The sequence below is a fragment of the Facklamia sp. P12932 genome (assembly GCF_050409545.1).
Lineage (GTDB): Bacteria > Bacillota > Bacilli > Lactobacillales > Aerococcaceae > Facklamia.
The window spans coordinates 1-12,723 of record NZ_JBNUPG010000028.1; the positions used below are offsets into that span (position 1 = coordinate 1).

General features: G+C 30.7%; 11 protein-coding genes and 1 pseudogene. 10 read left to right on the forward strand and 2 right to left on the reverse strand.

Annotation, left to right across the window (positions count from 1 at the left end):
- Positions 1-473 precede the first annotated feature (473 nt).
- From ACQV2P_RS08030 to ACQV2P_RS08070, 9 genes and pseudogenes are all read left to right on the forward strand, one after another.
- Positions 474-1,805: a sodium-dependent transporter gene (locus ACQV2P_RS08030; protein WP_428874580.1), complete on the forward strand. Its 1,332-nt coding sequence runs from the start codon at positions 474-476 to the stop codon at positions 1,803-1,805.
- Between the two features lie 478 nt (positions 1,806-2,283).
- The gene (locus tag ACQV2P_RS08035; protein ID WP_428874579.1) at positions 2,284-2,607 is read left to right on the forward strand and encodes a hypothetical protein; all 324 of its coding nucleotides are present in this window, start codon (positions 2,284-2,286) and stop codon (positions 2,605-2,607) included.
- A gap of 289 nt (positions 2,608-2,896) precedes the next feature.
- On the forward strand, positions 2,897-3,421 hold the full coding sequence (locus ACQV2P_RS08040) for a helix-turn-helix domain-containing protein (RefSeq protein ID WP_428874578.1): 525 nt from the start codon (positions 2,897-2,899) through the stop codon (positions 3,419-3,421).
- Positions 3,422-3,830: 409 nt separating this feature from the next.
- Entirely contained in the window at positions 3,831-4,103 is a 273-nt protein-coding gene (locus ACQV2P_RS08045) for a CD3324 family protein (RefSeq protein WP_428874577.1), read from the forward strand.
- Between the two features lie 150 nt (positions 4,104-4,253).
- A complete protein-coding gene (locus tag ACQV2P_RS08050; RefSeq protein ID WP_428893356.1) occupies positions 4,254-5,849 on the forward strand; it encodes an ATP-binding cassette domain-containing protein in 1,596 nt (531 codons plus the stop codon).
- A 30-nt stretch (positions 5,850-5,879) separates the two neighbouring features.
- A pseudogene (locus ACQV2P_RS08055) lies at positions 5,880-6,479 on the forward strand (HsdM family class I SAM-dependent methyltransferase); the annotation flags it as partial.
- Positions 6,480-6,729: 250 nt separating this feature from the next.
- A complete protein-coding gene (locus ACQV2P_RS08060) occupies positions 6,730-8,496 on the forward strand; it encodes a DUF2075 domain-containing protein (protein WP_428874565.1) in 1,767 nt (588 codons plus the stop codon).
- Entirely contained in the window at positions 8,489-8,827 is a 339-nt protein-coding gene (locus tag ACQV2P_RS08065; protein ID WP_428893354.1) for a nucleotide pyrophosphohydrolase, read from the forward strand. Before ACQV2P_RS08060 ends, ACQV2P_RS08065 begins: the two co-directional genes overlap by 8 nt.
- Positions 8,828-9,144: 317 nt before the next feature.
- On the forward strand, positions 9,145-9,504 hold the full coding sequence (locus ACQV2P_RS08070) for a helix-turn-helix domain-containing protein (RefSeq protein ID WP_428893353.1): 360 nt from the start codon (positions 9,145-9,147) through the stop codon (positions 9,502-9,504).
- 859 nt (positions 9,505-10,363) lie between these two features.
- On the opposite strand, the gene ACQV2P_RS08075 is transcribed toward ACQV2P_RS08070, so the two are convergent.
- Complete coding sequence (locus ACQV2P_RS08075; RefSeq protein WP_428894393.1) at positions 10,364-10,666, reverse strand: hypothetical protein; 303 nt, start codon at positions 10,664-10,666, stop codon at positions 10,364-10,366.
- Positions 10,667-11,619: 953 nt separating this feature from the next.
- On the opposite strand from ACQV2P_RS08075, the gene ACQV2P_RS08080 reads away from it, so the two are divergent.
- A complete protein-coding gene (locus ACQV2P_RS08080) occupies positions 11,620-11,826 on the forward strand; it encodes a hypothetical protein (protein ID WP_428894864.1) in 207 nt (68 codons plus the stop codon).
- 553 nt (positions 11,827-12,379) lie between these two features.
- Here the strand turns inward: ACQV2P_RS08080 and ACQV2P_RS08085 are convergent.
- Positions 12,380-12,723, reverse strand: a 344-nt coding sequence (locus ACQV2P_RS08085; RefSeq protein ID WP_428894394.1) for an IS30 family transposase, incomplete at its 5' end; no start/stop codon positions are given.

Consider the following 12,723-nt stretch of genomic DNA (forward strand, 5'->3'; position numbering starts at 1 on the left):
TCCCATCATTTTCCCTCCTATCCTTTTCATCATTTATTATAGTGGATAGTGGGACATTTTGATTTGTGTTCTCTTGAGACATTATCATTTACGTTTAACAATCGGCTGGGTAAAATAATTTCTCATTTGACTTTCTGTCAAGCCTATTAGATAATTAAATAAATAAAAAAAGAGAAAGGAAATCACACAAATGAAATTCACCATTCATTCATGGCAGGCTTGGCATAGTTGAGTGGTCTAACTTCTAAAATTGAAGGCTAGGCTCACTTTATTTTTCATGTATAAATGGAGCCTATGCCAGTGTGATTTTTAATAGATAGTTGTTTAAAAGACACTGCATAGATCAATTTAAAATTGATGACGCAGTGTCTTTTTGTGTCTTTATATTGATATGAGCTCCATTTCCGCTGAAAAATAGGGTTAAAGGATTAGCTAGTGGCATTTCTAAACAAAGGAAACGAGGAGTGAAAAAATTGAAAGACAAAAAAATAATAGGAGAAAGAGATGGTTTTCAAAGTAGGCTAGGTTTTATTCTAGCATCAGTGGGTTCAGCGGTAGGGATGGGAAATATATGGTTATTCCCTTATCGTGTCGGGCAATTTGGAGGAGCGGCTTTTTTAATCCCCTATATTCTTTTTGTGATTATCATTGGTTTTACGGGAGTAATTGGTGAGATCGCGTTGGGAAGAGCGATGAAAGCAGGTCCTCTGGCTGCCTTTAAGAAGGCAATGGCTAAAAGAGGCAAGCCGTATGGCGAATGGCTTGGCTTAATTCCCACCATCGGGTCTTTAGGGATCGCGATTGGCTACTCGGTTGTCATTGGCTGGATTTTAAGGTTCACCTTTGGGGCAATCTCAGGTTCGATGATTCAAGCGGCAGATAGTTCCGCTTATTTTGAAAAGATTGCTGGAAATTTTGGAAGTATTGGCTGGCATCTAGCTGCACTCATCCTAACTTTTGGGATTATGCGAGTGGGCATTTCAAAGGGGATTGAAAGAATAAATAAAGTGCTCATGCCCGGATTTTTTATAATGTTCCTGCTTTTAAGTATTCGCGTGATCTTCTTACCGGGAGCAAGTCTAGGGTATGCCTATTTGTTTCAACCTGAATGGGAAGCGCTAAAAAATCCACAAACATGGGTCTATGCATTAGGCCAAGCTTTCTTCTCCTTGTCCTTAGCTGGTTCGGGAACATTGGTGTATGGGAGTTATTTAAGTGAAAAGGAAGATGTGGTTACTTCTGCGACCTATATTGCAGTAAGTGATTTAATAGCAGCTATATTGGCTGCTCTCGTTGTTATTCCATCTGTGTTTGCTTTTAATATGGACCCAACCGCGGGCCCTCCTTTGATCTTTATCACCATGCCAGCGATTTTTAAACAAATGCCAGCCGGTAACTTATTTGCCATTCTTTTCTTTATTGCAGTACTGTTTGCAGGGATTAGCTCCTTGATCAATTTATTTGAAGCTCCAATCGAAGCGCTTCAAGAAAAGTTCCATTTTTCAAGAGCAAAAGCGGTAGGAATCGTAGCGAGTATAGCGATAGCCATCGGAATATTTGTTGAAAATGGCGCTATTTTAGAAAGTTGGATGGATATTGTGAGTATCTATGTGATTCCATTAGGCGCTTTGTTGGCTGGAATTATGTTTTATTGGGTATGTGGACCGGACTTTGCTAGAAAGCAAGTACAATTGGGCTACAATAAGACTCTGGGGCCATGGTTTGAGCCAATGGGCAGATATGTCTTTGTAGGGTTGACGATTTTGATATATATTATGGGAATATTTTATGGTGGGATCGGTTAAATCGTTTAGTGCATTCAGATGGTTGCTAATATGGATAATCCTATAATTTAAAAAAAGACATAGAAGCATTAAATTTAAGCTAAACGACTATCCTTAGTCTAAGATTATTAATGTTGAGCTAACAGAGTTGAGTCAATCTCTTAGTCATTTTAAGTTCAAACAATTAATCACTGTCAAAGTTTTGGGTAGTATTAAATTGTTTTGTATAAAGAAATATCAATGGATTATTTGGTATTTTGTTGAAGTAGAATAGGTGAAATAATTGCAGAATAATCAAATAGTGTTCTATTTATGAGCTGATGGCTAGGAGTCTTGTTATAATGATGATAATAGCCAATAATTAGGAGAGTGACCAGTTTTCAAGCATTCTATTTTAAAATTAAACGATTGGTTGGTGGGCTGTTAGAGTGAATATTGAATAAGATTGCTCTAATAAAGTAAAGAAGTAAAAAAATGTGAATTTGTGAAGGAGTTGGAAATGGAAAAAGTTAGAAAAATGCTGGTATATTTGATCGTAATAGCTTTTGCCTTTTATCTATTGCCATTTTTCATTAAAAATACAGGAAGTGGGATGTTGGTTTTACTATTGGCTGTCCCAATGACATGTTTTATATCATCGCTAATCTATGGAATGAAGCACTCATTTAACTGGATTTTTCCAATGCTTGTTGTCTTGCTATTTATTCCTACCCTATTTATTTTTTATAATGAGAGTGCAAGTATTTATTCTTTAATCTATGGCGTTATTTCAGTGCTTGGAAGTTTTTTGGGAAGTTTACTTTATAAGAAAAAGAAGGTTTAAAAGGAAATTCCAGTCTGTAGTTGTTAACATCCTTTTAAATCAAGCGAAAATAAATAGCTAGAATTATTAGAGTTGCTAGAAGATTTTTTCTATCAGTCTCGTATCATAATTATGACAATGACAAAAGTGACGATGAATAATAGTTTTTATAAATACTGTTGGAGAAACAAAAGGGGTCTAATTATGTAGACATTTGATGTCTGATCGTTTAGAAATGGTATTTACTCACTTTGTGTCGTTTATTTTAATTGTCAAAGCAGATATTATATCATTAAGAGGAGGAAAATATATGGACCAAAAAAAGATAGGCTGTTTTCTAAAGAAATTGAGAAATGAAAAACAACTTACTCAAGAACAGCTTGCTAATAGATTGTATGTATCCCAGAGAACTATTTCTCGATGGGAGACAGGCAGCAACATTCCGGATATTAGCATGTTACTATTCTTAGCTGATTTCTATGATGTAGATCTCAGAGAGATTATTGATGGAGAAAGGAAAAATGAGAATATGAATGAAGAAACAAAAGAAACTCTATTGAAAGTAGTTGAATATACTGAAAAGGAAAAAGATGCTAAAAAGAATAAGTTGAATAGAAACTTTATTATTGGAGGAGTATGTCTTTTATTAGTTATCCTTAATCACCAATTTGGAGTATTGTCAATAATTTTTAATCATCCTATAGATGATTTTGTAGCAGGGGTAATGACAAGTATAGGGATATTTTTTGAGATTGCGGGCCTTTATGATAATAATCATGAGATTAGCTTAAGACGAAAAAAACATGAATTATTCGTGAACCATATGAAGAAATAAAATTATGTTAAATATTTAAATTAAAATTCTTTAGAATAATTAATTCAGTTTAAAGTAATAACAATCTGCTTGATAAATGGTAGAGTTGTATATAGATGTATTGATGTTTCTGAACGATTTTACAAGCGGGTCTCGTGTTATAATTATGATAACTGCAAATAGTAACGATAGTGACTGGGTTTCAAGCCCTATACTAGAGAAACAATGAAAGATTAGTATATAATTATAGCTAGCAATAAGATAATTAAAAATTCTAGATGATTTATTTTACAAATCTAGTTAAAAACAATAGAGTATCAGAGGAGGAAGATATGAGAAGACAAGTATTAGTCGCATAGTATTGACTGTTAAATATTATGCGACCCTAAATAATAGTCAATGCTTTCAATAAAAGGGTTATGGAGGCATTATGGACTACACAAAAGCAGATGAAGTTTTTCCTAAAGAGCTCTTTCTTAAAATACAAGAATATGCTGAAGGAAAATTAATTTATATTCCTAAAAAGAAAGAATCAAGAGCACAATGGGGAAGTAAAAATAAAACAAGAAAAAAGATAGATCGTAGAAATTATAATATTTATCTTGACTATAAAAATGGAGAAAATGTAGATGCACTGGCAGAAAAGTACTACTTGTCAGCTAAAAGTATTTGGAGAATAATTCGTCAAGAAAGAAGCAAATGATTTTAGGCCACTAGATTCTAGTGGCTTAATTTTTTTTAAAATGAATCTCGAGATTGTTTGAAAAGGTTTTAAATCATAAACTTTATATAGTGAAATACGTGTTATTTAAGATAAGCTAGAGAAGCGATCAAGAATTTTTAAGGAGATAATATGAACCCAGAATTCCACTCATTGATAATAAGATTAAAACCTAAAAATTTTATAAACATACTCATACTGTCAGTAGTTATGGCTTTATTATCTTTGGCACCTATCAAGTTAGTAGAACATATGATTGATTCAATTAATACTGACTTAAAACAGGTTATTTTATCTGGCGTTATCTTGCTAGTAGTCTTTTTTTTATCAGCAATTATTGAAGCTTATAAGAATGTTTATGCGGAAGGATTAAGCTTAAATTTTAGTAATCAACTTCGAAAAGACATCTTAAAACGATTTTTGAACTTAAGCTTCCAACAGCAAAAGACTTACAGAACAGAAACACAAAGTGCTTCAATTTTAGAAGATGTAAAAATTGTATCCGATTCATCTATAAAACCACTTAGTGATTTGATAGGATCAATTAGTTCATTTGTTATAAGTGTTATTTTAGTATTTTCAATTAGCCCGTATATTATGTTAGTCTTACTGTTAGTGGGACTTATTTCTATATACGTAAATAATTGGTTTATGAAGAGATATGAACAGCTAATAGATGAATCAAGGATATCATCTGATCGAATCTGGAAATTATTTAATGATATAAATTTATATTTTGAAGAAATTCTAACTAATAATAGAGTGCAAAGATTTGAAAAACTTACAGAAGAAGAAAGTGATTTATTCAAGAAACATCATTTTGAAGAAACTCGATTTACACAAAAAATTTATGTTGTTGATACGATAATTTTTATGAGTACAATAGGGATACTTTATATTATTACTTCTATTTTAGTTTATTTTAACCAAATGACTATAGGTGGTATGGTAGCAATTATGATGTATAACTCAATATTAATTGATCCTCTAATTGATTTTTCAAAAGCAATTAAAGAATGGAGGCGTGTTATAGTCTCTCTAAAGAGGTTGGATAAAATTCCAAAGAACGAAGTTTACTCTAATAGAAAAGAACTTACATTTAAAAATAAAATTACTTTTCAAAAGGTATCCTTTTTAGATAATGAGAAGAAAATACTTGATAATATCAGTTTTGAAATTAAGAGAGGGGATAAAGTAGCTATTATAGGTAAGAGTGGATCAGGAAAGTCTACTATTTTAAGAATGATATTAGGTTTGATTCAACCTACCAAAGGAGAGGTTCTTTTTGATGGTAATTCTGTGACCAATGAATTGGATGTTACAAATAATTTTTCCGTATTAACTCAAGAGTGTATAATAGTACCGGATTCATTACTAGCAAATTTAGAGTTGTATGTTGACAAAGTAGAGACTGATGACCTTGGTCGATTAATAAATCAATTAGAATTGAATAAGGTCTTATCAATAGAAAATCTGGAAGACCCAGTTACTTTTAGTTCGGGAGGAGAAAATAAAAGAATTGGCTTGCTTAGAACCTTTTTGAGAAAAGCACCAATATATATATTTGATGAACTCAGTAATTCTTTAGATGATGAGAATTTAGAAAAAACCCTACATTATATAAAAAACAATCTATCAGATAAAACAATAATCATGGTAGATCATCGTTTCAAAGATAAAACATTTTTTGATAAGATAATTTACCTAGAAGATGGACAAATAATATAGTGGAAATAAAGAATTTATAATGACCAATAAATCACCAGCTCAATCCTGTTATTAGCCATACAAAGGTTGATACTTAGTTGTGACTGTTTGTCTCGTTCTGGCTCTTTACTGTTAACTGTTGCTAAGCATTTAGATGCGCATCAACAGAAAAATTTGGCTTACTATGGGCAAGAAAAGAACACCGCTACTTATAACTTGACCCGTATGAATTTACTCTTACATGGAGTTCGTCCAGAAAAGATGACTATTAAAAATGGCGATACACTGGCTGAAGATTGGCCGGAGGATCCCGAACGACCTAATGAAGGTGTTCAGTTTGATGCCGTTGTTATGAATCCACCCTATTCTGTAAAGGGTTGGAATCGTTTTGACTTAACGGTGAGTGACCCCCGGTTTGAAGTCGCTGGCGTGCTTCCGCCCGCAAGTAAAGGAGATTTTGCCTTCTTACTCCATGGACTCTTTCATTTAGGCCAAGAAGGAACGATGGCTATAGTCTTGCCCCATGGTGTCTTGTTCCGTGGGGCAGAAGAAGAAATTAGAAAGCGTTTGCTAGAGAAAAATTATATTTATACGGTGATTGGTCTACCAGCCAGTTTATTCACGAACACGGGTATTCCTGTCATGGTCATCTTTTAAAATTAAAATGGTACACTCGATGAGCAGTAGATGATAATTCATTAATCCAATCATTTTTGGATTGGCAAACAGAACGAAGATAAAATGATAAATTGGTATTTTTTTAAATTTAATTTATAACTCATTTGAATAAGAAGAGCGAACTAACTATAATTAAAAGGAATACTAACTATAAAAACATGTAAACATATTTAATTCATACAAAATTGGCTTTCTTTAATGTAAGATGATGGAGTGAACCATAATGACGAAAATATCTAAACCAGTTATAAATGAAATAGAATATACAGCTGATGGACTAAAAAGATTTGCAGAAAATTCAGTAAATTTCAATAAAGATATAAGAAAATATTTATTAGATTACCCGACAGTTTATATCATTAATAATAAAGTAAAAAATGATATATATAGTGTATATATTGGAGAGACTTCTAATATCATAGTTAGAACAAATCAACACTTAATTAGTAACGAAATCAATAAAGAACTGGCTGAATTAGAAAATATTAACTCGGCTTCAATGTTTGTGGTCGGACATGAATATTTTAATAAATCTTTAACTTTAGATATAGAAAACAAATTAATGCATTATTTATCCTCGATTGATGAAGTAGATAAAATATATAACAGACGGACTAATCAACAAAATAAATACTATACCTCAGAGTACTTTGAAGACATTTTTTCAGAAGTTTGGAAAGAATTAAGAAATAAAAATAAAACACTTTTTCCATTAAAAAGTATAATTGAAGATTCTGCACTATTTAAGGCCTCTCCTTTTCATAAATTAACGTCTGAACAAATTTCTGCTAAAAATAGAATTTATTCTAGGGTAGTTAAATCTTTAGAAGACGATAAAATTGGAGAATTAATTCTAGTATCTGGAGAAGCTGGATCGGGCAAGACTGTCTTAATGAGTAATTTGTTTTATGATTTGAAAAAGGAATTAGCTAAAAAAATCCAAAGCAAAGAAGAAGTTGAAGTCTATATGCTCGTTAATCATGATGCTTTAATCAATGTGTACAAACAAATTGCCAAAAAATTAGATTTAACATCAAATGAAAGCTTAGAAACAGTTTTAAAACCAACGCGTTTCATCAATAATATTCAAATTAATGAACCTGCTGATGTTGTGATAGTAGACGAAGCTCACTTGCTGTGGACTCAAGGCAAACAAGCTTACAGAGGTAAGAATCAATTACATGATTTATTGAAAAGAGCAAGAGTGGTTATAGCAGTATTTGATGCGAATCAAATCTTAACAACTGAACAGTTTTGGGAAAAAGATGAATTTGAAAAAATTAAATCAATGTCTAAGAAAAATGATAATTACATTTTTTTAACAAATCAAATGAGAATCGATGCAGAAGAACAAACGGTAGATTGGATTAGAAATCTAGTTGATAATCAAATAGTATTAAATATTCCTAATGATGATAAAGGTTATGAAATTAAAATTTTTGAAGATGCTGAAAAAATGCATGCTGCGATTAAAGAAAAATCAAAAGATCAGGAAAAAGGCATTTCAAGAATAGTTGCAACATTTGACTGGGAATATGTCGATAAACGTAAACCTGAGAATGAAGAATATTGGATGGTAAAAGACAAGAACTTTGAAATTCCGTGGAATTATCAGTTAAAACCAACTAATAAAAGTATAAAGTATAAAGATGTTTCTTGGGCTGAACAACCTCACACTATAAATGAGGCGGGCTCAACATACACAGTTCAAGGATTTGATTTGAACTATGTTGGCGTGATCATTGGTCCTTCAGTAAAATATAGAGATGGAAAGATAATTTTTGATAGGGAAGCGAGTCAAAATAGAAAAGCTAAACAGCAAAGAACATTAAAGGATGGAAGTAAAGAGTACTTAGCAGATTTTTTATTGAAAAATGAGTTAAATGTATTAATAACAAGAGGAATACATGGGCTATATTTATATGCTGTAGATGACCAATTACAAGAGGTATTATTAAAGGCTCAACAAGGAGAGTTAGAAAATGGATAAACTAAAAAAAGAAGTTGATGATTTTAGAGATAAAAGGGATTGGCGACAATTTCATAACGAAAAAGATTTAGCCATATCTATCTCTATTGAAGCTTCGGAGTTGCTTGAATTATTTCAATGGAATACTAGTGAGGAAACAATAAAAAAGAATTTCGATGCTGTAAAAGACGAATTAGCTGATGTATTAATTTATTCGATTATGTTAGCCTCTAATTTAGATTTAGATATGAAAGAAATTATAATTAATAAGTTAAAGAAAAACGACGAAAAATATCCCGTGTCTAAAAGTAAAGGAACTAAGAAAAAATATACAGATATTGATATTGAGTAAACTTTTTAATATTTTTAATAATTGTTAAAGATGATTTCTTTAGAATTAGATAAAAGTTTCATATAAATTTCAGGTTTTTAAATTGCTACAAAATTTAGTCATCTTTCAACCAAAATGAATAAAAACTAGGTTATGGGTTTATCATTCTATGGGATATAAAAATAGGCTACTTATTCTACAAGTAAAATTTATTCCATTATTTTAATAAAAATAGTCCATAGAAGTTAAGCAATTTAAAATTTTTCTTGGGTAAATTTTTTAGCCAGCAGACTATGTACTGAACCCCTAAATCCGGACCGGATTTAGGGGTTCTTTTTATGTCTAAATATTCAAAAGGATTTAAAATCAACATAGTGAATGAATATCTTGATGGAACGACCGGTGGTCGTGATTTAATTGCAGAAAAGTATGGAATTCCATCTTCTACAGTTAGAAATTGGATAGAGATGTATGAAAACCATGGGTTCGAAGGATTTAATAAAAAGCTCAATAAAATAGAATATAGTGGCGAATTTAAGTTGTCTGTCATAAAATATAGGCAAATACATGAATGTTGCTATCGAGAAGCTGCTGAAAAATTCGATTTGCCTAACGGATCGCTGGTAGGTAATTGGAATCGAATTTATCAAAAAGAAGGTTTCTCAGGTTTGAACAAACAAAGTGGATTCGGAAATTAGATATTCTTTTCCAATCATAATATCTATTTCATCTTGAAATATTTTTAGAATATTATTAGGGGTTATTTTAGATAATATTCCTCTATAAAAGTGGATTACTTCAAACGAATACAATGATTGAAGAATTATTATTCTATAAAATTGAATATCAGTAATGAAAATATTTTGTTCATCATCTAATGAGATAAAGTCTTCGTGAACTAATTTAAGGATTTGAGAATGATAGTATTCTGGATATTCTGTTAGATTGACAGAATGTTTAATAATCAAGTTAAGGAAACTATCTTCATGTTTTTCTTTAGATAGGTAAATAATATGACTTTGACTAGAGAATAAAGCGTGAACAATGCTTTGGATTTTTTTATTTTAGGATTTAGATAAATATACTTTTTATTTAATAAACTAGGTATTGACTCAATACGAGGAGAAGTTTCAAAAGCCAATAATTTCGGATTGATCTCAAAATCTTCTACAAACAACTTCCATTGTTTTCTTAAGGTCTCTTCGTTAGATAAATTAATTTTGGTTTTTATGTTGAAGGGTTCTTGGTTTGAAGCAAATTTGAATGGAACAAACTTTATATTATATTCGTTTAAACAGCATTCAAATAGAAAACCTGAAAAATGTTTTCGAAATTATTTTGAGGTGTTTTGTTTAGGGTGCTATGAATAAATTTCAGTAAAGTCAAAAGGATAGTTTGTTTAAAATGAAAGTACATATACGTAGGATAATTTCTTGAACTTTTAATTCCTGAAATACTTTCCAATACAGAAGATTCAATGTTGGAAAAGCTACAGAATCGATAAATCATATTGTTACTCATAATGTCATCTAAATAAAGAGTAAAATTTAATACAGATTAAAGATCATTATTATCAATCAACCAATCTTTATCTATAAAAATTCGTTTAGTAAATGTATTATTTGTCCAATTTTCTGGAAGATCTTTTAGTTTTTTAGAAGAGTGGATGAGAAGTTCTAATTTTAAGCCACCATTTGAGAAGAGATGAGCTTTTTGATTTGAACTCTTTTCTTTTGCCTTTAACTTTAATTTAGCATCAATTTCAAACTCTTTAAGTTCACTGATGCCATCGGAAATGAGATCTACATAATTCAGATTACTATCCTCACTATCTATATATTGGGTACATAAAAAATACAATTCTTTTGATGTGCAATTGAGGGGGATATGATATGACTGCTTTGTATCTGTATATTTATTAATTAATAGCTGGATATGCACCGGATTGGATAAGAATAGTCGCTTGGTAAGGTTTGGATAGTAATTGTTATAGTAGTTAGTTTCTAATAAGAGATATAACGGAACATGGTTATTTATAATCGATTTTTCAAAATCTAACTCATTAATTAACTTATGAAATTGTTTTTTTCAAATAATTCAAAATAATCAGAGTGATAGAAAATATTTGAATTTTTATCATCGTCACTGAATAATTTTTTAATATCATTTGCAATATTATTCGAAGTCATAGTAGTTATGTATTTATCGATAGGTTTGAAAAGTTTCGGTTTACAATCATTTACAGTGAGCTTTAATTGGGCGTTAATTGTTTTATCTAAAAGATACTTGGTGATATTAACTGCTTCTAATATGTCAATGATTGAAGGTTATATAGTGGTCAGTAGAGCGTTAATTCGACCTTCTAAATTATTTGCATAATAATAAGTTGCATAATCACTTGATCCTCAATATTTTATTCTATCCATTTGAATCCTCCTAATTTATTTAATTATATAATAATATCATTTCAGTTAAAATCAATATTATATATATCATTGTCCATAAATCGGAACAGCGGTATTTTTGTTTATTGAAGGGTAGGACAAATTTGGGTCATCCTAGAGAAGTAACGGACAAAATTGTCTTTCACTGTATTTTAGATAGCTATTGCTCAAAAATGGACGACAGCTTTAATGATAACAATTAATAACAAGTGTGAAGTGTTTTGCTCTTGTTAATGTAAATAATTAAAAGAGGAGGAACGATTTGGTTTTCCTTACATCTAAGTTGGTAAAAGAAGAAAGTTTCCATTGAAATAAGTTGAAGAGTGGATTAGTGAAAATACAAAATACTATTAAAAAAGCTGGGCGACTTTGAGCCATTCTTCGGCTTATTTATTGGAGAAAGTTATGACGAATATAGAGAAAATAAAGATGCTTGAAAATGTAGTAGGCAAGTTAACTAATCAGAATCAACAATTACCTAATCAAACGTGGACAGTTATTGGATTAATAGTTACTGTTGTATTTGGAGTATCTGCATTTTTGATTTTGAACAAAGCTAAATTAAAAAATTATTAATGCAGAGCACAATAGAAAACTTGAAAATTTAGAGAAAGAACTTTCTGAAAATATAAGTAAATTGGAAAAAGAAACTAGAGTGTTATTAGAAACAGTTAATCAAGAGTTAGTAAGTTGTTTAGAAATTGAAAAGTTATATAAAATATTAGTGAATCAATTTTTTCTTTTATAGAAAACAGAAATATAAAGTCATGACGTAGCATAATATTCATTTCAGATAGACTCAGAGATTTTTTGTTTAAATCATCTGATTATGAAAAATTGGTACATAAAAATGTAATAATTCAAGGTCAAGTTAACAATATTATTTATGAAATCCCACAATACATAGGTTTTATTAGTGAGGAATTGTTTGAGTATTTTAATAATAATGAGAGCAATACTCAATTTATTAACATTTTGAATTTAATAAGTGATAAGTTAAAGGAGTTATTAAGTAGTATTTCGGTTTATATGGATTGATATGAAAATTTAATGGAAGACTAAAAAGCAAGACTGAGCATGTCTTTTTTGGAGAAAACTAAAGACGAAATTATTATAAATAGAAAAATTTTTATAAATTGCAAATAGAACTTAGCCACCTAGAACATCTTAGTTCTCGCTCCCAAGATGAGTAAGGGTGAGCGAAGTAAACCTCAGTTACAGAGGAGACGGCTTTTGTGAGTGAACTGAACTCTAAACCGTTATCACTTGTAAGAGTCTTAAAGAGTCGCTCAGCTTTATCTCCTAGGGAGTTCATGAGTTGAGTGATCGCTTGATGAACGGCCTGACTTGTCTGATTCTTAATCAAAATCAGCCACTCAAAGCGTGAGTGACGTTCAACCAACGTCAATAAGGCAGGTTCCTCTTCACCATGCGGACCTACCACAGTATCGATTTCCCAGTGTCCCCATTCCT

Excerpts from the sequence above, each read along its gene's own strand:
- ACQV2P_RS08050 (WP_428893356.1), top strand. The coding sequence starts at position 4,254 with ATGAACCCAGAATTCCACTCATTGATAATAAGATTAAAACCTAAAAAT.
- ACQV2P_RS08040 (WP_428874578.1), top strand. The coding sequence starts at position 2,897 with ATGGACCAAAAAAAGATAGGCTGTTTTCTAAAGAAATTGAGAAATGAA.
- ACQV2P_RS08065 (WP_428893354.1), top strand. The coding sequence starts at position 8,489 with ATGGATAAACTAAAAAAAGAAGTTGATGATTTTAGAGATAAAAGGGAT.
- ACQV2P_RS08045 (WP_428874577.1), top strand. The coding sequence starts at position 3,831 with ATGGACTACACAAAAGCAGATGAAGTTTTTCCTAAAGAGCTCTTTCTT.
- ACQV2P_RS08035 (WP_428874579.1), top strand. The coding sequence starts at position 2,284 with ATGGAAAAAGTTAGAAAAATGCTGGTATATTTGATCGTAATAGCTTTT.
- ACQV2P_RS08070 (WP_428893353.1), top strand. The coding sequence starts at position 9,145 with ATGTCTAAATATTCAAAAGGATTTAAAATCAACATAGTGAATGAATAT.
- ACQV2P_RS08060 (WP_428874565.1), top strand. The coding sequence starts at position 6,730 with ATGACGAAAATATCTAAACCAGTTATAAATGAAATAGAATATACAGCT.